Consider the following 21,984-nt stretch of genomic DNA (forward strand, 5'->3'; position numbering starts at 1 on the left):
TGGAACGCAACATGCAGACACCATCCCGTTCTATAAATAGCTACCTATATTATACAACATTAACGCGGTGTCGTCTTAAATAAATATAACATAAAGAAGGCTGTCGAGACTTTCTCGACAGCCTGAGCGCCCTATTGGGCGCCAGGGGTCATTCTTAGGATTCTTCTGCGTACTTTTTGAAATTATCAATAATCGCTTGCCAGCCCGCTTGCTGGAATTCAACCGGATGTGTGCTTTCCGCGTCAAAAGTTTCAACGACCTTCGTTTCGTTGCCTTGGTTCACGAAGGTGATCTCGACTTTTCTCCCGTCCCCTAAGGTGTATGCAATCACCTCATGTAGTTTTACTTCATCGTAGACTCCACCAAAGTCAAACCCCATGCTGCCATCCTTCGCCTCCATTCTGGTCAGAAACTTGCCGCCGGCCCGCAAATCATTTTCCGCCTTCGGCGCATGCCAATCCTCTGAAGCTTGATTCCACTTCGTAATGTGCTCCGGCTCCGTCCAATAACTCCATACTTTTTCGATGGGGGCTTGAATGACTGCCTGAACGGTTACTTTCGTCGGATGATTTGTTCCCATTTTGAAAGACACCTCACTCAATTTCGTCGTATTTTTGTTTCTCAATGATATAGACGTCATTCGAATTCGAAATTCATCGGTGGATTTGATCCGGCAGCCCAAATCGTGAAAATAATTTTGCGTTAATGAAATTTTGGGCGTGGCGGATTTTCTTGTCTCTGATTTCAATGACGTGAATCCCCCAAGGAATCAGGACCGATGCTTCTTCAGGACTCGGCACATACTGCGCATAAGCAGGATAGCCTCCGTTCACCGTTACCGGCAAAAAGCGAGATCCCTCGCAATGCCACCGAGTCAGCGAGAAAAACTTGAACAAATCGTCCTTGCCTTGCACCCACATGGCAAAAGGCGGCATGGACAAGCAGCCTTCTTCATGAAATAACGCGACCAGAGCATCGATATCAAATTGCTCAAAGGCCTCCACATACCGCGACAGCAGCTCACGATCAGGTTCATCATCCATCCTGCTAAGCTCGTCGGAACGGAGCTTGGTTCGGTTCATCGTCTCCCTGGCTCTTTGCAAGGCACTGTTAACGGCTGCCGGCGACATACCTAAAGCTTCTGCGATCTGTTTGGAGGACCAATCGAAAACATCCTTCAAAATCAGAACGGCACGTTGGCGAGGAGGTAAGGTTTGTAAGAGCGCGATGAAGCAGAGTTGCAGGGTATCTTTGCGAATGAGAACATCTTCGGGATTCTCCCCAAAGTCAGGAGCTATCCAAATCCATGAGGAGTCGGGCAAAGTTTCACGGGGTTCGACGATGGAAACGGCGGGATCGGACAGGTCAACGGGAAGAGTACGGCGTTCGGCTTGTCTCAGCTTGTCCAGACATAAATTTGAGGCGATACGATAAATCCACGTTTTGTGCGACGATTCCTGCCTGAATGAGTTCCAGTTTTGCCAAACGCGGATATAAGTTTCCTGAACAGCATCGTCTGCGTCATCGATAGATCCCAACATTCTGTAGCAGAACGATGTTAACTCCGGCTTTAATTTCTCCAATAACTGCAGATCCAATGCCGTTTCGTTCATATTAGCCTCCTTATTACGAATGAAATAGGTAAGACTTCGCCACAGGGTGATTCTAATTAAGGGCTGCCCAGTACACTGGATTTACAGATAATCTTGATAACTTCCACGGTTTACGTGTTTAGATTAAACAAAGGCTCAATAAACTGCAAGCAAAAGCTCTTATACAGCTGGGACAACGAATAGCCCTAATCCGCTTGAAGAATAAGTAACAAATTCGTTTACCTGAATTTTGGTAGGGGATATTAGTAATCCAGCAGACGGCCATTATCGTTCCATTGACCGTACATTTTGTTTTCTCTCGTGTTAGTAATGAATTTGTCTAATCTGCTCTTAAATAATTCTGGCTGATTCTTATTGCTTTGTATCGTGTCAATCCGAACTCTTTTATAAAGATCCGGAAATGCCATGAAATTCTCGTATACTTGCTTTTCTTCTTTTAGCCTCTGCTCAATAACTCCATCTATTCTGAAAGAATCATGATCCATATCGGGAAGAACCATTCTGCCTTCGTCCCTCATGAACCCCAACTTTTCGAGGCGGCGGACACGTTCTTTATTTAATTCAGTCCATGAACTTTTTTTACTTCTAGGAGATAGTCTCTGGGCCAGCTCCGTTTCAGAAATTTTCTTTTTGACTCCGTCAATCCATCCAAAGCACAAAGCTTCCTCAACCGCGTCCAAATATAACAACATATCAGGGGTAGGCGCCATACTAACCACGACCCAGCCGGACTTTTCACTCTTAGAATTGTTCTGTAGCCAAATCCTTAAACCTTCTCTCGATTTTACGGGAATTAAATTTTCAATTTCCATAGACAAACTATATTATCCTTTCTTAAAGGAATATAAAAAAATGGTCTCTAATTGCTAGACCATTTTTTTGAATGAGTTACTGTCGGTTGGAAATGACTCTATCAAGAAACTTATCTGCGTCACTATTAAACTTCCAGGAAACCCCGAACTTATCAACCAGCATTCCAAAACACGATGACCAAGGCGTATTTGATAATGGCATTATAACATTGCCGTCAACGGACAAATTATTAAAGTATTTTTCCAAGGCTTGTTTATCATCAATGACTAGACTAATAAGTACATGATTTCCTTTCACCAACTCACCGGTTACCGCCTTCATGGAAGGCAAAATATCCGACATCATGATTTTCCCGCCTGCAAATTCTACGGAAGACTCCATGATCATATTTAATTCATTTTCCGGCAAGGGATAGTTTGGATCCTGTGGAAAATCCCTGAATTTCACTTTTTTTACCTCGTTTGCATTCAGAGCCTCCGAATAAAATTCAATCGCTTTTTCTGCGTTTCCATCAAAGTTTAAATATGCAATAGCTGACATAAAGTTATACCTCCTTCTTTAGATAAATAAAGTATAATTTATAAGTGGTGACAGCTGTATGTCACCTTTTAAAAAAAGTACAAAAAGAGGGGCAACTATGGAGAAGGTTGAGAGATTAATATCTATAGTCATGATATTGCTGAAAAAAGACGTCGTTTCAACAAAAGAATTTGCCCAATTATTTGGCGTTTCCAAAAGAACGATTCTTCGCGATATGGAAACATTGAGCTTATCCAACATTCCCATCTATTCCGTTCATGGAATTAACGGCGGATACGGTATTATGAATGAATACAAGGTTGATAAACATCTTTTAAGTAGCTCCGACTTAGAAAATATTTTGACCGCGCTCGGCGGATTGGAACAAATTCTAATTAGCGAAGAAGTTGAAATCACGATTAAAAAAATGGAGGCAATGGTTAGCCCATTGTCTATGAAAGGTTCAATCCACCTGTCATTTTATGATTGGGAGGGTCGGTCCGAGATTCTTCAAACCTTGAAGACATGCCAAGAATCAATCCTAAAGAGAAGGTTAGTTTCGTTTGATTATATTGATAAAGATGGCACCACGACTAATAGAATTGTGGAGCCCTATCAGCTTCATTTTAGCGAAACCAGTTGGTATTTGAAGGGATTCTGTTTGCATCGTCAGGGATATAGAACATTTAAATTATCCAGGATCGATAATCTCAATATGGATGAAAAAACATTTCATCCTAGAGATTATGTATTAGAACAAGCTGAAGCTAATTATCAACCGCAACTAGTCGCAATTAAGGCGTTGATTTCGCCTAGCATTAAAGATCAATTCATTGAAAGATACGGTCGTAAGAGTATTGAAAACTATAGTTCCGAATATTTCTTAGCAACCATTTATATTCCTCAAAACAGTTTTGGATTTCAATTTTTAGCAAGTTTCGGTACAAATCTAGAAATCATAGAGCCCAAATCCTACGTTGAAGAATTTCGAAATTATTTAAAAAAAATGGTGGATAAATATTGCTAAAGGTGTCTACTCCTGTTTACCATCACTTATGGTAAGGTTCCCCGCGCTGTCTGTAACAGCAAGTTTTTAGAGGCACTCCATCGGAGTGCCCCTAAGTTACTACTTCATGCTCAACTGAATTACCTCTCTCTTCATCAGGTAAACCGACAATTAGCTACACAAAAACTATAAAGAACATGCTATTAGAACGCTTCGCCGACAAGATGCTGAAGATTGACCGGAAGATCATTCAAAATGCGAACTTCTCTGCCGTATTTGCCTAACGTTTTCTCGATGACAAGATAGTCAATGTCCTTGATTACGCTATCGCTCCAATTTTCTCCATATCCTTTGATTCCTGCGTCCATCATCATGACCATCCGGTTAGCCAAAGGCTTATTGAAGTCAAGTGAGAGTGCGCCATAGAATTCCTGACATTCGGTGTATCCGGAGTTATGTGTTGTTACATAACCTTTAAGCTCAGCAAAATCCTTGAATACTATGCCTGTTTTTCGGCTCATCTCCTCCGCTTTACTCTTGTAATAGTCAATCATGGCCTGTTCATGAGTATTCCCCGGAAGGTTTTGTTCGGCGATTTTACGGAACTGCGTTACTCCTTCGTGGAACGCGCCCTCCAGAAAATCAAACCACACCTTGTAATTAGGAGGAACTAGCGATGGGTCCTTCACGCAGACGACCGATGCTCTCTCGGCCGCACACAGACCATCTCGTTTAGGAGAAACGCCGATATGAACGATATCTCCCTCCTTAATGACATTGTTGGACGCACGACCCACCATCGTTTTGTTGGAATCTCCCGCGGTTACCATCACCTTGAATCCCATCTCTTCGACGCCGAGTTCATGAGCAATCGCGTATCCCCATTGTGCTACCTGGGTTTCATACATCCCCGGTCGAAGAATTCTAAGCATGCCCTCCATCATAGCATCACAAATTTTACTACCTTCTTCGATCAGACGCATCTCCAGATCTGACTTCTCATATTTGATTTCGTAATACTTTTCTGAGATATCTTCAATATTCTCTTCACCCACATAGTTTCGTAATATGTTGTACAAACTGACGGGAAACACGTACCGGGTCGTAAGCAACCCGATCTTCTTTGGTTTCCTGCCGCATGCCGCTTCTATAATCTGCTCAGGCCGGACCAATTTCGCAGGATAGTTAGGTTCGTCGATCTTCAATATATCGACTCGATTCATTTTTGCTCCTGAACGGCGATACATCTGCTCCGCCACAATTCCGCTCTCGAGACCAGCGATAAAATGGAACCCGCTCTCCGTAATGACGCCCGCGATCGGCTCCACGATAATATTGTTATCCCCCCCAAGGTATGGGACGTCTCCGCAGTAATGCTCATCCGAGTATACGATGCCGCAGTCGAAGCCAGCCGCCTTCACAGCTTCCCATACTTTTTGTTGCCGGTCAGCGAATTCCTCGGAGGGAAGCCGGTATTCTTTATCGAATTTCGGCGCTTTCTCAAGCACCTTAGCAATAATATCAGCCTGTTTTTTCCATAGCGCGCTATTAAACATAGATAGTCCTCCCATAAATCGAGCTGTATTTTGCAAAAAGTGAGTGTTACTCCACAACAGGGATTCTCTTTATTTCAGGGTTCGTAAAAATATCGTAATCGTCGTAACTTGTGGTACTGAACTCCGTAATGACCGCTCCGTTTTCCCCGGCCTTAAACCAATGAAGAGTGTCAACAGGTATGGTGTATTGATCTCCCGGATGCAAAATAATTTCATGTTGAACGGTGAAATATTTTTTTCCCTTTTCGGGTGGTTGTGCCTGTGGATGAGTTGTGGCCTCGCCCTCCACAAACAGATGAACCTTGCCGTATCTGCACCTGAATGTTTCCTCTTTGCCCCTATAATCGCCGAAAGGGGGATGGCGATGTTCCGGACAAGTTTGGCCGGGCAGCATCACGAGCTCTTTCGCGCATACTCTGCTTGTATTGACATACTCCAATAGCTGCAAACCATTATTATAAATATCGTTAAGTCCAAAATCGGCCACTTCAATCAGATCTATTTCTTCCTTGGTAACGGCGATATTTGCCTGTGCTAAGTACCCCAGCACTTTTTCTTTGATTTCTTCAAACTGCTTTTTACTGATCAATTTCAACGCCTCCTGCAATTCCTACCCAATCGATAATAAAGTTTGCCGTAGCCTTGATATGGTCGATATATTGCTTAACTTCGAGATATTCGTTGACCGTGTGTGCTTGATGAATGCGGCCCGGACCGAAAATAATGACGGGCATTCGGCCTATATTGGCCAGGTAGACCCCATCGCATCCTGCCGGAAATCCGGACAATGTCACTTTGCCAAGCGAACGTTTGATCGAGTCCAACGCAGTGGTCACCAAAGGGTGGTCCAAGTCGGTCTGGAATGCCGAAGTATCCTGATACCAATGGATTTGTACCGGATGCTCACAAAGCCATTCGTCACCCTCGCATGATCTTGTCAGCCAATCCTGCACCTCTTGTTTTACTTGATTCTTATCAACAACAAACTCTTGCCCGTCGACATCATATTCACGCGGGAAAAACTCGACATCAAACCGTACGGTGCACTCGCCCGCTACAATCGACGCGCCATCTCCGCCAGAAATCTGGCCCACGTTGATAGTGGGATTCGACAGCAGCGGATGTCTCTTGGTGAGTAGCCAGGATTTCTCAAGTTCATACAAAGCGTTGATCAGTTTGAACGCCTTGTCGATCGCATTGACACCGAACCCTTTCAGACTGGCGTGAACCGGTCTTCCGACTACCTTGAATTCCGCCAGGAATGCGCCTCTGTTCGCTGCATGAACTTCCAGACCGGTAGGCTCCATAATCATAGCCCCGTCTGCGCGATAGCCCCTTTCCACACATGCCAACGTGCCGTTTCCACCAGCCTCTTCGTCGACGACGGAGGTGAAGATGACATCTCCCGCCAGCTTTATTCCCACTTTTTGAATCGCCTCGAGCGCCAAGATGGCCGCCCCCAGTCCGCCTTTCATATCGGCCGTGCCTCTTCCGAACAAATACCCTTCCCTCTCCTCGCAGGAGAACGGTCCGCTTGTCCAAAGGCTCTCATTGCCCGTATCTACCACGTCGCAATGACCGTTAATCAAGAGAGACCTTCCGCCTCCACTCCCTCTAAAAACAGCAACAACATTGGGTCTATCCGTATAATCGTGGTTCGGGTTGAACCCGGGTAAATCCTTAATTCTATCGTTCTCAGGTTCGAAAATATCGAGCTCATCGGCGCCCATTTCGGATAGCTTATTCGCGATGAACTTTTGAATTTCCCCTTCCTTGCCTGTCGCTCCGTCGTTAATGATCCGGCTGTCAAATCCGACTAATTGCTTTAAAAAATCCACATGGTCATCTTTTTTGTCCGTCAGATATTGGTCCATTTGTTGTCTGATACTTCCGCCCATCTTATCTTCCTCTTTTCTGTTTCTTGCTTTGAGATGCAACGGCAAGAGCCAATATGATCCCCGTAAAGATCATTTGATAGTAAGAGTTGATGTTCATGAGGTCCAGCCCGTTGTTCAATACACTCATGATCATCGCGCCGATCAGACTTCCAATCACCCCGCCTATGCCCCCGGCTACGCTTGCTCCTCCGATGACAACAGCCGCAATGGCGTTAAGTTCCATACCCTGTCCCGCAAGGGGCTGTCCCGAGCCCAGTCTTGATGCCAAAATCAAGCCGCTGACGGCAGCCGTTATTCCGCTGACGACGTACACCCAAATCTTGATCTTGTTTACGTTCAGCCCCGCAAGTCTCGTCGCTTCTTCATTTCCACCGAGACCGAATACATAAGCACCGAATTTCGTGTGATTGAGAATGATATGTGCAACAATGTACATGAGTAGCAAAATAATGACAGGAATCGGTACCACCCCGACAAACCCTCTCCCCAACCAGGCAAAGGAATCCGGCAAGCCCGAGACGGGATAACCACCGGTGACTGCGAGCGCCAAACCTTGGGAAACGCTCATCAATGCAAGCGTTGCGATAATCGGAGGAACTTTAAATCGGGATATAATCAAGCCGTTGACTAAGCCCACTCCAATCCCTACGGCTAATCCGGTCAGAATCCCGATAAAGGCTCCACCGCCTGAGGAAATCATGACTTGGGCCGCCAAGGTTCCCGATATGGAAGCGATGGCGCCAACCGACAGATCGATCCCGCCCGCAATGATGACGAACGTCATGCCAATAGCCAGAATGGCAATAATCGAGGCTTGTCTCATAATATTCATCAAATTGTATGTCGAAAAGAAATCAGGACTGGCAATGCTGAACCCGACAATTAATATAAGCAAACCGACAAAAGCAGCGAATTCACGTTGCTTCGTCATTTGAAGCCAAGTTGCCTTGGTGGCCGGTTCCGGTTTCAATTCTTCCTTGCCGTCGCGTTTAATGTTGATCCCCTCCAGTTATCAGGTGCATCAATTTGTTTATCGTCACGTTCTCGCGGTCAAGCTCGCCGGTTATCCGACCTTTATACATCGTGTAGATCCGGTCGCTGATTCGCAAAATTTCATCGAGCTCCGATGAAATGAATATGATCGACTTCCCGCTTTTCACGAGATTGTTGATTTCCTGGAATATTTCTTCTTTGGCCGGCACATCGACCCCCCGGGTCGGCTCGTCCAGAATCAGAATGCTGCATTCGTTGCAAAGCCATTTGGCCAGAACGATTTTCTGCTGATTTCCGCCGCTCAAATTTGCCACCATGAATTCGGTATCCGGAGTTTTGATTTTCAGCCTCGAAATATAGTCTCTTACTACGTCCTTTTCCCGCTTCTGCGAAATAAACGGACCCCGCGAAAACTTCCTGAGAGTAGCAAACGTGGTGTTCCTGCGGACATTCAAATTCATCAACAAGCCTTGCTCTTTTCTGCTTTCCGGTAATAACCCGATCCGGTGTTGAATGGCCTGCCGTGGGCTCGATACAGTCACGGGTTTCCCATTCACGATAATTTGGCCTTCCCGAATCGGATCGGCTCCGAACAGAGCGCGTACAAGCTCCGTTCTTCCGGCTCCGACTAAACCTGCCAATCCAATCACTTCGCCTTTTCTGACATTCAAATGGATATCCGTGACGTTCGCGTTGCTTAGTCCTTTAATTTCAAGAGCCGTCTCATTTTGCGCATAATATCCGGGCTTTTCCGATTTCTGCATGTCGTTTCCGATCATCATGCTGATGATGTTGTCCTTGGTGGCGTCCTTGATGTCCATGCCGCCCACCATGGTGCCGCTTCGTAACACCGTAAGTTTGTCGCATATTTCCAAAATTTCTTCCAATCTGTGAGAGATATAGATGATGGATACGCCTCTGGATTTCAGATCGTTGATGATTTCAAACAACCTCTCAACCTCGTGGACGGTCAGCGTAGCTGTCGGCTCGTCCATTACCAGAACCTCCGCATTAAGAGACAGTGCTTTGGCGATTTCAACCATTTGCTGCGCAGCCGTGCTCAGCGAAGATACTTTGGCCGTCACATCCAGATCCAGACCGAATTTGTCAATCAGCTTCCTGGCATCCTCGTAAACCTTCTTCCAATGTACGAATAAGCCTGCTCCATACGTCGGTTCCGATGCGTAAAAGATATTTTTGGCAACATCCAGATCCGGAAGAAGAGTGAACTCTTGATAGATGACGCCGATCCCTCTTTTTTTGGCATCGGACGGGCTTTCAAAACGCACCTCTTCCCCGTTCAATTCAATTATGCCTTCTTCGGGCCGATGGGCTCCCGCCAGCACTTTAATCAAGGTCGATTTTCCGGCGCCATTGGCCCCTACCAGAGCGTGAACCTCCCCTTTGCCTAGCTGAAAATTGACGTTCGACAACGCCGTTACTCCAGGAAATCTTTTGGTTACGCCGGTCATTTTGAGCATATGGTCTCTCACCACGGTCACCTCAGTTCATCTCGGGAATAAGTTATGCGGCAGCCTAGGTCAGCCGCATAACATACGAAACAATGATTACCATGCAAAGAACTGCGCATTATCTTTGGTAAGAAGTTTAACAGGAACATCTCTGACCGGTTGCGGAGTTTTGCCGTTCAAATGATCAAGTGCGGTATCGATTCCTAACTTGCCCATTTCTGCAGGCTGCTGTGCGACCGAACCTGCGACAACTTCTCCTTCCGAAATGGCCTTAACGGCATCCGGCATTCCATCTACGCCAATGGAAAACACTTTGAACTGCTTGTTGGAGGACTTCACGATGCTGTCGACCGCAAGAGCGCCAAAATCGTTGACCGCAAATATCGCATCGAGGTCCGGAACGGACGTCAGCATATTATCCGCCGCTTCCATGAATTTATCGCTGCTGTTCTCAACCACATTTTTCTCGCGGACGATTTCAATGCCGGGGTGTTTGGCGATTTCTTCTTTAAATCCGGCAATCCGATCCGTGAACGAACTGATTGGAGGTCCGCCAAGGATGGCCACTTTACCTTTTCCGCCCAGTCTTCCGGCCACATAAGTTCCTGCCGTGGCTCCTGCTGTCTTGTTATTTGAAGCGACAAGCGACACGATGTCGCCTGATGATGGAGCCACATCCAGTGCGATAATCGGGATATTGGCATCGTTGGCCGCTTCAACCGCCGGAGCGACAGCCGCCGAGTCGACGGCGTTGAGCAAAATAGCGTCAACCTTTTGGGCGATCAGGTTCTCAACCGTGGAAACCTGATCTGCAACTTTTAGCTGTGCATCTGTAACGACAAGCTTGACATTTTTTTCCGCCGCTTCTTCTTCCAAACCGCGCTTCATGGCCTCAAAATACGGGCTGTTGAGCGTCATGAGCGATACACCGATGACAATTTGTTTTTGCGACTTCGATCCGCTTGTTGCGTTGCCCTTCGGATCCGATGCTTTGTTCCCGCAGGCGGATAAACTGACAGTAAGAAGCGCAAGGATGACAACAGTTACAATCGACATGAACTTATTCTTGTGCATTTTGAACTCTCCCTTTTGATTTATTTATAGAAATGAAATCGATACCATTTTTATGTTTAAAATGACAGCGGTTTCATTAATACATAAAAAAGTGCATTGTACTACACAATGCTTTAATTCTGTTTTCTGGACGATTCTCTTTGTATTAAACTTACGGGCAGTACGATTTCCTTCGGCGCTTCCTCATTTTTGTTTAAAATCCGATCCATAAGAACGGTCATTGCGGTCAAGCCGATTTGATAGGTAGGTTGAGCAACAGCGGTGAAACTCGGTTGAATATATTGCATCCACTCCACATCATCGAAAACGACCAAACCTACATCATTCGGAATCCTCATGCCTAACTTGTTCACCGCTTCAAGAACGCCAAGCATGATCATGTTGTTGGTTACAAAAATGGAGTCGCAATTCGCTTCCAGCAATTCCTTGGTGAGTTGAGCGGCCATATTTCCAAGAAAGTTGCCATACTTGATCAGACTTTCATCCTCTGGGATACCTCTTTTTTTAAGTGCTTTTTTATAGCCCAGAAAACGTTCATAACCGGTGGTAGATTCATTGGAGCCTGCGATGACCCCAATTCTTTTGTAACCAGAGTCAATAAGATGTTCGACAGCTTCCGCACTACCATTAATGTTGTCGACCAAAACGGTGTCAAAGCGCTTCTTGTACTTGTCGTCCGGTCTTCGGTCAACAAATACCGTTGGAAAACCATTCTCCAGGCGCGTATAGTCATTCATTCCGCCTGTCCCCGCAATAATTAGTCCATCAACATTTTTGCTCAATAGCATATCCAGACATTTTCTTTCTTTTTCGGGTTGTTCATCGGTGTTGCACAAAACGATATTATAATTATAATTTTGTGAGACATCTTCAATCCCTCTGACCATACGGGTGAAAAATGGATTAAGAATATTGGAAACGATAACTCCGATGGTCTTCGTTTCATTGATTCTCAAACCTCTGGCCAAATCGCTACGTTTATAGTTGAGTGTCTCAATGGCCTCTTTGACCTTTGTTCTTGTTTTGTGACTGACTGAAGCGCTTTCATTCAAAACTCTGGAAACGGTTGTAACTGAAACTTTCGCCAATGCGGCAACATCACTAATATTTGCGTTCGTCATCTTTCTATTCCCCATTACAATTTGGTATCGATACCATTCAAACTTAACTTAAATTTAAAATACTGTCAATACCTCTGTGAGGAAATGTGTGAGGAAGATACAGGGATTTGCCCCTCCTGCTTTAATAAACTTTAATGCTACAAGCGGCCCGACTGATGCTCCTATAAATAACACAAGCGAATAAACAGTTACGGCAGCGCCGCGCTTGTCCCCTGCAAGGATGCTTATGAGTGAAATCAGCGTTGGCGTCTCCGCCACTCTATTACAGATGTTTTGGACAATCCGTATTTTTGAGCCGTCGCTTTCAAACCAATTTGGCCGTTTATTATTTCTCCTCAACTATACGAGGAGCATATCATATTGCCCAAGCAGTCCAATTTTCATATAATAATCGTTGTATATTACAACACTATTTCATTATAAATTAACAGAAACCAATAAACTGTTGTAATATAGCAACGCTATGCTATACTTAATGCGATAGTTGATGTATCAAGACGTTCAGAGGAGAAGATAAGATGAAACAGTATTTCTTTCAAACAGCTGGCAGCATTATCGCAGGCTGCGGCTCCTTAGAGCGGATTGTGGAGCATCTGCAAAGGCTAGGGTCTTTAGAATCGGTGCTGCTTGTATCCCAGCCCTTTCTTCAAAGCAGCGGCACGCTGGACGAAGTTACAAATCTCTTGAAGAGCGGCGGTATCGCCGTGCACTGGAATACCGATGTTCAGCCTGAACCGACCATCGCCCAACTGGAAGAGCTCTATAACGCAATAGCCGAAATTCCTTGCGATGCGATTATCGGTATCGGCGGAGGCAGTGTGCTGGATGTTGTAAAGCTGCTGTCTGTCATGAAAACCAATAACCTCTCTGTCCGGGAAATGCTGGGGACGGATCTGATTCCGAATCCGGGCATTCCGACGGTACTGATCCCCACCACCTCGGGCACAGGCTCGGAAGTGACGCCGAACGCCATTGTGACTTTGCCGGAGGAAGAGCTGAAGATCGGCGTTGTCAGCCGCTACTTGCTGCCTGCGCTTGTCATTTTGGACCCGCTGCTGACGCTTGGTTTGCCGCGAGATATTACGGCTTCGACGGGAATGGATGCCTATACCCACGCGCTGGAATCGTTTATTTCCAATAAGGCCAACCGTTTCAGCGACATGTTCGCGCTTGAATCCATCCGCAACATTTCTGCAAGCATACTGCAAGCCTATCACCACGGAGAAGACAGAAAAGCGCGGGAGGATATGCTGATCGGTTCCATGTACGGCGGAATGGCGCTGACCTGCGCCGGAACGGCGGCTGTGCATGCCTTGGCTTATCCGATCGGCGGGAAATTTCATGTACCGCACGGAGTTGCCAATTCCATGCTTTTGCCGCATGTGATGGAATTTAATTTTGATGCCATTGTGGATCGGCTGGCTCTTGTTGCCGGAGCGATGGGACTTCAGACGGGAGCGGGAAAACAGCGCGATGCGGAGCAGGTGATTGAGCAGATCCGGCTGTGGACGCAGGAGATGAGCATTCCTCAGGATTTGGCGCTCTTCGGAGCTACGCGCGAGGATATTCCCGAGCTTTCGCTCGCGGCTTCGCAGGTTACCCGGCTGATGGGCAACAATCCGAAGGTGATGACGCTGGATGATATCGGGGCGGTATACGGCAAGCTGTTTCATTAAGGACGGCTGGGTTATAATGGCACTAAAAGTGCGTGTTCAAAAAGTCGGGTTTTTAGCACCGAAAAGGTTGGATGAAGCTAGGGACTGAGTAGCGGAGCGTAGACAGATCTACGTGAGCAACGGAAGGCCCGGCTGAATTCAAGATTCGATGTCGAATCCGCTTCATGATCTGCTTCGTGATCAAAAGACGACTTTTTGAACTACCTCTAAAAACAAGGATGAATAGTTGCATGAAAATTAAAACAATCGTCATTGCTCCTTACCCGGGGTTATCCGAATTAACGCTGAGTTTGCAGAATGAGTTGCAGGAGTTTGAAATTGTAGTGGAGCATGGAGATCTGTCGAGGGTGCTGCCGCTGATCGGCCGCATTCACACGGAAGGCTACGATGTCATTATCAGCAGAGGCGGGACGGCAAAGCTGCTGCAAAAGCACTCTTACCTGCCGGTTGTGGAAATTCCCATTTCCGGATTCGACATCTTGCGGATCCTGACACTGGTAAAAGAATATAAAGCCAAATGTGAAATGATCGGATTTCCCAATATCATCGAAGGCTTTATGTCCGTGTCCAGCTTGATGGAAGTCGATATTTCATACACCGTTATCCATCAGGAGCAGGAAGTCGGCGCTGCCCTGGCAGACGCCAAGGCGAGAGGTATCCAGGTTGTCATTGGCGACAGCATCACAGTCAAAATGGCGGCAGAGAGCGGACTGCAGGGCGTGTTAATCACCTCCGGCAAAGAGTCCTTAATGGAAGCGTTCTCGCGGGCGGGGCAGCTCTATAAATCGGCCGAGAAGCTGAAGATAAAAAATGAAATGTACGAGGCGATGCTGGGCAAGCTGCAGGGCGGATATGCGGCAGCGGACCAAGGCGGCAAGCTGGAGTTCGCCAACCCTTCGTTCAAGCATCTGCTGAAGCTTCCCGAAACGGCAGATACGCTGTATGCCATGTATCCGGGTTTGCGCGAAATGCTCAGAGATGTCGGCCGGGGGGCAGACTTTGACCGGGCGACAGCCGTTTATGAGCCTGAGCAAGGTTTGTATCTGCAGGCGCAATTGCTGCCTGCGGCGGATGAACACCGGCTGTATATGCTGCTCGCATCGGAGGAAGAGCCGGAACACAGCGGTCTTGCAGCCAGTTACCTTCTCGCGGAAGCCCCTTTTTTCTGCCATCAGGAAGAAGGCGGGCAGGAGACGGACTTTCCGGCTTATCCCGCAGCCGTATACGGCGAGAAAGGCAGCGGGCGCAAGCGTTACATCATCAACGCCGCCCTCTCCGAATCCAGGGACGGCATCCTGTACCTCCATATCCGCAGATCGTCGGAAGAGGTGCTGAAGGCCATGATGGAACTGATGCTGTACGGCGGCGGACGCGTCACCGCCATAGAAGGGGCGGAAATGCTGTCTGCCAAGCAACAGAGAGAGTTGGCCGAGTTTATTATCAAGCGCAAGATGAAGACGGTGTTTCTGTTTGACAGAGACCCGGAGGTGCTCGCGGCGGAGGAACGGCTGGCCGGCAAGCTGCTGCGCAGCTTTCAGAACCGGAGAACCTCGCTTCCGGCCCTGCGTGATACGCCATGGCTGGAACGCAGCATCCGCGCCTGCCTGATCTGGACGAACGAACGGCAGGGCAAGCAGATTGCCGGTATCCGGGGAGAAGTGATGGAAGCACTTCTCGCGCATCCTTGGCAAGGTAACTTTACCGAGCTGCGCACGGTGATGGAGCTCTTTGTATCGGCGGCGGAGGGTCCGTTCATTGAACGGGAAGCGCTGGCGATGCTTGAGGAAGGAAGCCGGAAAGCCCGCAGCGGATTGGCCCCGGCGCCCGGCAGAGAAGGACTAAACCTGCGTCAGCCGCTGGAGGACATTGAGCGGGACATCATCCGGACCGTTCTGGAGCAGGAGGGCATGAACCAGTCGCTGGCCGCCAAGCGGCTTGGCATCAACCGCTCGACCCTGTGGCGCAAATTAAAACAAGACTGACAGAGGTTTTTCAAAAAGTCGTCTTTTGATTATGGAGTGAATCAAGAGGTAACTCGCACTGATCGGGCGGCTGCTTCCGGAGCAGTATTCTGCCGTAATTTTGTGATTGCTGTTGTATGGAGGGGATTAGAAAATGAACATCGCCGTCATCGCGGATGACTTGACCGGGGCGAACGATACGGGGGTGCAAATGGCCCGTCAGGGCTTGGCCACTTCTGTTCTGCTTGAACTGAAGACGGGCGGCGGGAAACAGGAGGCCGTTGTGTTTGATACCGACAGCCGCTCTCTTCCTCCGCTGGAGGCTTATCAGAAAGTCAAAGATGTCTGTCTGTTTCTGGGGCGCGGCGGAGAAGCTTTCTCTCCTGTCATCTACAAGAAGTTTGATTCCACGCTGCGCGGAAATATCGGCAGTGAACTGGACGCCGTCTATGAGACGCTGCAGCCTGACTTTATTGTCATCGCCCCCTCTTTTCCAAGGGCCGGGCGCACGCTGAGGAACGGAATAGTGTATGTGAACGGGATGCCGTTGCATGAGACGGAGATGGCCTATGATCCCAAGCATCCGGCAACGGAATCGGCTTTCTCTGCCATTCTTGAGCGTCAAAGCCGTTATCCGGCAGCCCTCATTTCGCTGGAACGGCTGAGAGGAGAGCGTACCGCGCTTGATGAACTGATTGCTGGGTACCGTCAGTCAGGCATTCCCTATCTTGTGTTCGACGCGGAGCGGGAAGAGGATCTGGCCTTGATCGCTTCTTTGTTTCCCGAAGAACCGGGGCGTCCGAAAGTGGTATGGGCCGGGTCAGCGGGCTTGGCAGGCGCTCTGACGACGCAAATTCTCCGCAGCATGAGCGAAGCCTCGGAACAAGGAAGTGTTGTACTGAATGAGTCAGGCAAGAAACAAGAAATATCCGGCAATAATAACGTGTATTACGATGGTAATTGTGTAATTATTGTCGTCGGCAGCGTCAACCCATGGTCGCGCCGCCAGCTAACCGAACTGGTGAAAGAGGACAGCGTCTTTGCTATCGTCGTTGAATCGGATAAGCTGCTCTTCCCAGGCTCATGCGGGATGGAATTAAACCGGGTCCGGGAGCTTGCCATCGGCATCATTTCCCGGGAGGGGAAGCATGTAGCCCTCTATACATCGGGCGATCCGGACGAGGTCGAACGGGTTCACGAGCTTGGGCGCGCCAACGGCCTTAGCGCTACGGAAGTAGGCGAGCGCATCAGCGCGGAGCTTGGCCGGGTGGCTGCTGATATTATCGCCGAATGCGGAATCCGCCATATGGTGCTGACCGGAGGCGATACCGCAAAGCAGGTCTGCCGCCATTTAAGCGATGTGGAGATCAAGCTCATCGATGAGGTGGAGAACGGAGTCCCGCTCGGGCGGACGCCGGGCGAATCCGGCAGATATATTATTACCAAAGCAGGAGCATTCGGAAGCGATCAGGTACTGGTCCGCTCCGTGAAGGCTCTGCAGAAAGGCGTGACATAATGAAGCCTATTATTGCCATTACTATGGGGGACGCGGCCGGTATCGGGCCTGAGGTTGTTGTGAAGGCGTTATCGCACCCCGATGTTTACGAGTTATGCCAGCCGATAGTCATCGGCGATGCCGAAACGTTGAAGCGGGCAGCCGCCGTCTCCGGCCGGGGTGAAATAGAAATTCGCCCGGTAGCGGGAGTCGCGGAGGCGCTTTTCCAGCAAGGCATTATCGATTGCATCGACCTGAATCTTCTGCCGGACCCTGTGCCTTTCGGGCAATTATCCGCCGCGGCGGGAAATGCGGCGTACCATTATATTGCCAAGGCCGTTGAACTGGCTAAGGCCGGTGAAGTCCGGGCAATCTGTACCGCGCCGCTGAATAAGGAAGCGTTGCACAAGGGGGGACACCTCTATCCCGGACATACCGAAATTTTGGCCAAGCTGACGCAAACGGAAGATTTCTCGATGATGCTGTCCACCGGCCGCCTCAAAGTGATTCACCTGACGACCCATGTCGGGCTGATCAAGGCCGTGGAGATGATTACGCCGGAGCGGACGTACAATGTGCTGAAGCTGGCGGATCAGGTGCTGCGAACAGCGGGAAATAAAAATCCGCGCATCGCCCTGTGCGGCATCAATCCCCATGCAGGAGAGAACGGCTTGTTCGGAAACGGTGAAGAGGAAGAGAAGCTGCTTCCGGCCGTAGAGAAAGCGCGGGCGGAAGGGATGGATGTATATGGTCCGGCTCCGGCAGACACCCTTTTTTACAGGGCCATGCGGGGAGACTTTGATATCGTCGTCGCCTGCTATCACGACCAGGGGCATACGCCGATCAAGGTGCTTGGCATTGAGGCCGGCGTCAATATCACCGTTGGCCTTAAGGGCGGCATCATCCGTACCTCCGTTGATCACGGCACGGCTTTTGATATTGCCGGAAAGGGCATTGCGGATGAAAGAAGCATGCTGGAAGCGATCGGCTCCGCTGTCGAGTTGGCGCCACAGCCATAACCCTCGGGGCTGCTTGGTCTTGGAGTTCAAGATACATGAAATAACAGGAAGGGGCTGAGGACAATGCTGGAAGTGAAGGGAATTATACCTGCAATGGTCACTCCGCTGGATCAGCGGGAGGATATCGACGAGAAGGCGCTGCGGGAGATGGTGAACCGTTATATTGACGCCGGAGTACACGGACTTTTTTGCCTGGGGACCAACGGCGAATTCTTTAATCTTTCTTTTGAAGAAAAGCTGGCGGTAGCGCAAATCGTCATCGATGAGACGCGCGGCCGCGTGCCCGTGTATGCCGGGGCAGGCTGTGCCGGAACGGGCGAAACCCGCCGCCTTGCGGAAAGACTGGAGCAGGCGGGAGCGGATGCACTTTCCGTGATTACGCCTTATTTTCTGACCTACACGCAGCCGGAGCTGCAATACCATTTTGAAGCCGTAGCGGGAGATACTTCGCTGCCCATCGTGCTGTACACGATTCCGGCCCGTACAGGCAACACGCTCAGCGTGCAAACTGTGGCCAAGCTGGCGGAATTGCCGAATGTGGTTGGCATCAAGGACAGCAGCGGCAGTTTTGATAACATTTTGCAATTGATCGACCGCACACCGGAATCCTTCTCCGTGCTTGCCGGAACGGATTCGCTCATCTTGTCCACGCTCATGGCGGGGGGCACTGGGGCTATCGCAGCAACGGCCAATGTTTTTCCATCCGCGGTGGTGGCGATATATGAGCATTGGCGCTCCGGCGAATATGAGCAGGCAGAGCAGGCGCAGCGCGTCCTCCGTGATTTGCGGGCAGCCTTCGCGCTTGGCACCCTGCCTTCCGTGCTGAAAGCTGTGCTGAACGAGATCGGTTTGTCGGCAGGTCCGGCCCGGCGGCCCGTAGCTCCATTGACACCTCTGGCGCTGGAGGAAGTGCGCCGTATGGTGGCCGGTTACGCAGAGAGAGGCTTATTGTAAAATTTTTTTACCTATCCTATTGCAAATTGCAACTTATTTTTAAAACGAGTAGCACAAAAAAGATTTTGTGCGCAATTTTCCATGAGCTATAGCTATTTTTGCATTAATATTATGCTTCGGTCGTGAGATACTAGTCATAGAGACACTCCTAGTATTTCAAATTAAACTATGAGGGGGAACAAATTTTGAGAAAAAAGAAAGCGTTTTACTTAGTCTTCGCCGCCCTGCTTACGGCAGGAAGCGTGCTGGCCGGCTGCTCACAAAATGCCAACAAGAACACTACTAACAGCGGAAACGGGAATGCGGAAGGAACCAGCAGCTTTTCTTATTTGATGCATGATAAATTTATTAACTGGCTCCATGAGGACAAGTGGTATCCGCACGTGGAAGAGGCAACTGGCACGACCGTCGAATTTGTTCCCGGAGGATCCAATGACGATGAGTACTACGCTTCCGTCGACCAGAAAATTATTAGCCGCACCTTCCCTGATTCCGGCATCGTTTCAGTTTCGCAGGCTACCGTATACGGCGCCCAAGGTGCGTTTGCCGATCTGGCTCCTTACATCGATAAATTCGGACCAAATATCAAGAGTTATATTGAAAAGAACCCAACCTATAAAACGCTGATTACCAATGAAGACGGAAAAATCTTCGGACTGGTTGCCGAGGCTCCGCGTTTTGCTGACTTCATCTTCTATCGCGCCGATCATTTTAATAAGGCCGGCATTACCAAGGTGCCGCAAACGATTGACGAGCTGACCGAGGCGATGCGCCAATTGAAAGCGTATTACGGCAAGGATGATAAAAACTACTATCCGATGGTCGGCCGCGAAGGCTACATCCGCTTCCAGAGCGCGTTCAATGCAGCCGCCAACTACGATGACGGCGTATCCAAAGGTGTGTATGCCAACGGCAAAACAGGCACCGACCTGTACTCCGAAGGGTACAAGAAAATGGTGGAATGGTACAAAACCCTCTATGATGAAGGCTTGATCGATCCTGAATGGGTAGCAGGCTCCGGCACGGAGGAAAGCTGGGAATCGAAAATGCTGACAGGACAAGGCTCCATCAGCTATGACTATCTGACCCGTCCATCATGGTTCTTGGATAACGGAGGACCGGAGAACGATCCGGACTATAGTATTGCCATCCTGCCTTATCTGAAAGACCTGAACGGCAATCCTTCCGTGCAGACGACAGAAACCCAGTACAACACTTTGAGAGCGATGGTTGTTAACAAAGACAGTGAAGACAAAGCAGAAACAATTATCAAATTCCTGGATTACCTCTATTCCGACGAAGGCCAAACGCTTGTATCGTGGGGCGTTAAGGGTGAAAGCTATGAAGAATCGGGTGGCGAGAAGAAGTACATCGTGAATTTCTCGGAGCAGGAAGCAACGCCTGCCGGCGAACCGCGTTGGTCTTTCCTCAACGACCGTCTCACCTTCGTCAAGCCGATTGATAACGATGCATTCTACTCTTGGAATACCGATCTTGTACGTAAAGCCGCACATGAACTGTTCACGGACCAAAGTTTGAAAACCGGCGTACAGGTAACGTACACGGCCGATCAGTCAAAACAATTGGCTGACCTTTCAGCCAAGGTCAATGAGGCTGTTACCGCAGGCGTGACGCAATTCGTTACCGGCAAACGCTCCATGAGCGAATGGGACGCCTTCCTCGGCGAAATGGAAGCGGCAGGGTACAAGAATATCGTAGCCCTCCAGCAAGAAGCTTACGACGCAATGTATAAATAAGCAGCAGTAACGGCCGCGCCATCCTCCCAAGGGACGGCGCGGCTCCTAAATACAGGGTACAAATATAGATAAAATTGGTGGTGGAGAAAGTGATAACAAGCGAAAGAATGACGACTCTTCCCAGGAAAACAAGGATGCGCCGTTTTCTCGCCTATATGAATACGAACAAGCTGCTGCTGCTCATGCTGTTGCCCGGTTTGATCAGCCTGGTATTGTTCAAACTGGCTCCGCTGGGCGGCATGATTATCGCTTTTCAAGATTTCAGCGCCTTCCGCGGGGTGCTGGGCAGCCCCTTTGTCGGTCTGGAACATTTTCAGCGTGTCTTTGAGGATCCTTATATTTGGACCCTTGTCAAAAACACGGTCATTCTCGCCTTCTATTCTCTTGTATTCACGTTTCCCATTCCGATTCTGTTCGCCTTGCTGCTGAACGAGGTGCGGATCCGTTGGATCAAAGGAAGCGTGCAATCGCTAAGTTTTTTGCCTTACTTCATTTCTTCGGCCGTTATGGTCAGCATTCTGTACACGCTGCTCTCGCCTTCGACCGGCCTTGTTAACGATATTCTGGCCAGCTTTGGTCTGGACAAGATCTATTTCATGGCTGAATCGGGATGGTTCCGCAGCAACTATGTGCTGCTTCAGGTATGGCAGACCTTCGGCTATTCGGCAATCGTGTATATTGCTGCAATGGCTGCTATTGATCCATCCGTCTATGAATCGGCTTCGCTGGACGGCGCCAGCCGCTTTCAGCAAATGCTTCACATCACGCTGCCTTCCCTTAAGCCGACGATTGCCATCATGCTGATTATCAGCGTTGGCAACATTTTTACGGTCGATCTGGACCGAATTTTGCTCATGTACAATCAAAGCGTCTATGAGACGGCCGACGTCATTCAGACTTATGTATACCGCCTGGCTTTCGCCAGCACGGGATTCCCGGAATACAGCTACGGTACGGCAGTCAACCTGCTGAAATCCGTTGTCGCCTATGTCCTGGTTGTCGGCACCAACAAGCTGTCCACTAAATATTCCGATACGCGACTATTCTGAGAAAGGAG

General features: G+C 48.8%; 19 protein-coding genes. 8 read left to right on the top strand and 11 right to left on the bottom strand.

All coding sequences use genetic code 11. The features are described from left to right. Window positions 1-154 precede the first annotated feature (154 nt). The 4 genes from DFP94_RS24705 to DFP94_RS24720 form a co-directional block, all read right to left on the bottom strand. Complete coding sequence (locus DFP94_RS24705) at window positions 155-580, bottom strand: SRPBCC family protein (RefSeq protein ID WP_114499135.1); 426 nt, start codon at window positions 578-580, stop codon at window positions 155-157. Between the two features lie 73 nt (window positions 581-653). Next, window positions 654-1,613, bottom strand: coding sequence for a sigma-70 family RNA polymerase sigma factor (locus DFP94_RS24710; protein WP_114499136.1), 960 nt, complete (start codon window positions 1,611-1,613; stop codon window positions 654-656). Between the two features lie 242 nt (window positions 1,614-1,855). Next, window positions 1,856-2,425, bottom strand: coding sequence for a YdeI/OmpD-associated family protein (locus DFP94_RS24715; protein ID WP_114499137.1), 570 nt, complete (start codon window positions 2,423-2,425; stop codon window positions 1,856-1,858). A 76-nt stretch (window positions 2,426-2,501) separates the two neighbouring features. Continuing rightward, window positions 2,502-2,966 carry a VOC family protein gene (locus DFP94_RS24720; RefSeq protein WP_114499138.1) on the bottom strand — a complete coding sequence of 155 codons (465 nt, stop codon included), beginning with the start codon at window positions 2,964-2,966 and terminating at the stop codon, window positions 2,502-2,504. A gap of 97 nt (window positions 2,967-3,063) precedes the next feature. Between DFP94_RS24720 and DFP94_RS24725 the strand changes: the two genes are divergently transcribed. Next, the gene (locus DFP94_RS24725; RefSeq protein ID WP_114499139.1) at window positions 3,064-3,972 is read left to right on the top strand and encodes a helix-turn-helix transcriptional regulator; all 909 of its coding nucleotides are present in this window, start codon (window positions 3,064-3,066) and stop codon (window positions 3,970-3,972) included. Between the two features lie 182 nt (window positions 3,973-4,154). Here the strand turns inward: DFP94_RS24725 and DFP94_RS24730 are convergent, their stop codons facing one another. The 7 genes from DFP94_RS24730 to DFP94_RS24760 all read right to left on the bottom strand — a co-directional run bounded on the left by DFP94_RS24730 (window position 4,155) and on the right by DFP94_RS24760 (window position 12,065). Beyond that, entirely contained in the window at window positions 4,155-5,507 is a 1,353-nt protein-coding gene (locus DFP94_RS24730; RefSeq protein WP_181873285.1) for a M24 family metallopeptidase, read from the bottom strand. Window positions 5,508-5,553: 46 nt separating this feature from the next. Continuing rightward, window positions 5,554-6,096, bottom strand: coding sequence for a cupin domain-containing protein (locus DFP94_RS24735; RefSeq protein WP_114499141.1), 543 nt, complete (start codon window positions 6,094-6,096; stop codon window positions 5,554-5,556). Further along, window positions 6,086-7,405: an ArgE/DapE family deacylase gene (locus DFP94_RS24740; RefSeq protein ID WP_114499142.1), complete on the bottom strand. Its 1,320-nt coding sequence runs from the start codon at window positions 7,403-7,405 to the stop codon at window positions 6,086-6,088. Before DFP94_RS24740 ends, DFP94_RS24735 begins: the two co-directional genes overlap by 11 nt. 1 nt (window position 7,406) lies before the next feature. Next, on the bottom strand, window positions 7,407-8,375 hold the full coding sequence (locus DFP94_RS24745) for an ABC transporter permease (RefSeq protein ID WP_114499143.1): 969 nt from the start codon (window positions 8,373-8,375) through the stop codon (window positions 7,407-7,409). A 19-nt stretch (window positions 8,376-8,394) separates the two neighbouring features. Further along, the gene (locus DFP94_RS24750) at window positions 8,395-9,900 is read right to left on the bottom strand and encodes a sugar ABC transporter ATP-binding protein (protein WP_220270936.1); all 1,506 of its coding nucleotides are present in this window, start codon (window positions 9,898-9,900) and stop codon (window positions 8,395-8,397) included. A gap of 66 nt (window positions 9,901-9,966) precedes the next feature. Next, window positions 9,967-10,944 (bottom strand): sugar ABC transporter substrate-binding protein, encoded by a 978-nt coding sequence (locus DFP94_RS24755; RefSeq protein ID WP_114499145.1) that lies wholly within the window; start codon window positions 10,942-10,944, stop codon window positions 9,967-9,969. Window positions 10,945-11,057: 113 nt separating this feature from the next. Then, window positions 11,058-12,065: a LacI family DNA-binding transcriptional regulator gene (locus tag DFP94_RS24760; protein WP_181873286.1), complete on the bottom strand. Its 1,008-nt coding sequence runs from the start codon at window positions 12,063-12,065 to the stop codon at window positions 11,058-11,060. A 518-nt stretch (window positions 12,066-12,583) separates the two neighbouring features. Between DFP94_RS24760 and DFP94_RS24765 the strand changes: the two genes are divergently transcribed. From DFP94_RS24765 to DFP94_RS24795, 7 genes are all read left to right on the top strand, one after another. Beyond that, the gene (locus DFP94_RS24765; protein WP_114499147.1) at window positions 12,584-13,741 is read left to right on the top strand and encodes an iron-containing alcohol dehydrogenase; all 1,158 of its coding nucleotides are present in this window, start codon (window positions 12,584-12,586) and stop codon (window positions 13,739-13,741) included. Window positions 13,742-13,971: 230 nt separating this feature from the next. Next, on the top strand, window positions 13,972-15,723 hold the full coding sequence (locus tag DFP94_RS24770; protein ID WP_181873287.1) for a sigma-54-dependent transcriptional regulator: 1,752 nt from the start codon (window positions 13,972-13,974) through the stop codon (window positions 15,721-15,723). 133 nt (window positions 15,724-15,856) lie between these two features. After that, window positions 15,857-17,218, top strand: coding sequence for a four-carbon acid sugar kinase family protein (locus DFP94_RS24775; protein WP_114499149.1), 1,362 nt, complete (start codon window positions 15,857-15,859; stop codon window positions 17,216-17,218). Further along, a complete protein-coding gene (gene pdxA / locus DFP94_RS24780; RefSeq protein WP_114499150.1) occupies window positions 17,218-18,216 on the top strand; it encodes a 4-hydroxythreonine-4-phosphate dehydrogenase PdxA in 999 nt (332 codons plus the stop codon). Before DFP94_RS24775 ends, pdxA begins: the two co-directional genes overlap by 1 nt. A 63-nt stretch (window positions 18,217-18,279) precedes the next feature. After that, window positions 18,280-19,170: a 4-hydroxy-tetrahydrodipicolinate synthase gene (gene dapA, locus DFP94_RS24785; RefSeq protein ID WP_114499151.1), complete on the top strand. Its 891-nt coding sequence runs from the start codon at window positions 18,280-18,282 to the stop codon at window positions 19,168-19,170. Window positions 19,171-19,355: 185 nt separating this feature from the next. Continuing rightward, window positions 19,356-20,927 carry an extracellular solute-binding protein gene (locus DFP94_RS24790; RefSeq protein WP_114499152.1) on the top strand — a complete coding sequence of 524 codons (1,572 nt, stop codon included), beginning with the start codon at window positions 19,356-19,358 and terminating at the stop codon, window positions 20,925-20,927. Window positions 20,928-21,061: 134 nt separating this feature from the next. Beyond that, window positions 21,062-21,976, top strand: a complete 915-nt coding sequence (locus tag DFP94_RS24795) for an ABC transporter permease (protein ID WP_220270937.1) — start codon at window positions 21,062-21,064, stop codon at window positions 21,974-21,976. Window positions 21,977-21,984 lie beyond the last annotated feature (8 nt).

This window comes from Fontibacillus phaseoli, from assembly GCF_003337355.1.
Classification (GTDB): Bacteria; Bacillota; Bacilli; order Paenibacillales; family Paenibacillaceae; genus Fontibacillus; species Fontibacillus phaseoli.

Coding starts and splice junctions, on each gene's coding strand:
- DFP94_RS24720 (WP_114499138.1), bottom strand. CDS start 2,966: ATGTCAGCTATTGCATATTTAAACTTTGATGGAAACGCAGAAAAAGCG.
- DFP94_RS24765 (WP_114499147.1), top strand. CDS start 12,584: ATGAAACAGTATTTCTTTCAAACAGCTGGCAGCATTATCGCAGGCTGC.
- DFP94_RS24760 (WP_181873286.1), bottom strand. CDS start 12,065: ATGACGAACGCAAATATTAGTGATGTTGCCGCATTGGCGAAAGTTTCA.
- DFP94_RS24710 (WP_114499136.1), bottom strand. CDS start 1,613: ATGAACGAAACGGCATTGGATCTGCAGTTATTGGAGAAATTAAAGCCG.
- DFP94_RS24705 (WP_114499135.1), bottom strand. CDS start 580: ATGGGAACAAATCATCCGACGAAAGTAACCGTTCAGGCAGTCATTCAA.
- DFP94_RS24725 (WP_114499139.1), top strand. CDS start 3,064: ATGGAGAAGGTTGAGAGATTAATATCTATAGTCATGATATTGCTGAAA.
- DFP94_RS24715 (WP_114499137.1), bottom strand. CDS start 2,425: ATGGAAATTGAAAATTTAATTCCCGTAAAATCGAGAGAAGGTTTAAGG.
- DFP94_RS24770 (WP_181873287.1), top strand. CDS start 13,972: ATGAAAATTAAAACAATCGTCATTGCTCCTTACCCGGGGTTATCCGAA.
- DFP94_RS24740 (WP_114499142.1), bottom strand. CDS start 7,405: ATGGGCGGAAGTATCAGACAACAAATGGACCAATATCTGACGGACAAA.
- DFP94_RS24795 (WP_220270937.1), top strand. CDS start 21,062: ATGCGCCGTTTTCTCGCCTATATGAATACGAACAAGCTGCTGCTGCTC.
- DFP94_RS24730 (WP_181873285.1), bottom strand. CDS start 5,507: ATGTTTAATAGCGCGCTATGGAAAAAACAGGCTGATATTATTGCTAAG.
- DFP94_RS24755 (WP_114499145.1), bottom strand. CDS start 10,944: ATGCACAAGAATAAGTTCATGTCGATTGTAACTGTTGTCATCCTTGCG.
- DFP94_RS24775 (WP_114499149.1), top strand. CDS start 15,857: ATGAACATCGCCGTCATCGCGGATGACTTGACCGGGGCGAACGATACG.
- pdxA (WP_114499150.1), top strand. CDS start 17,218: ATGAAGCCTATTATTGCCATTACTATGGGGGACGCGGCCGGTATCGGG.
- dapA (WP_114499151.1), top strand. CDS start 18,280: ATGCTGGAAGTGAAGGGAATTATACCTGCAATGGTCACTCCGCTGGAT.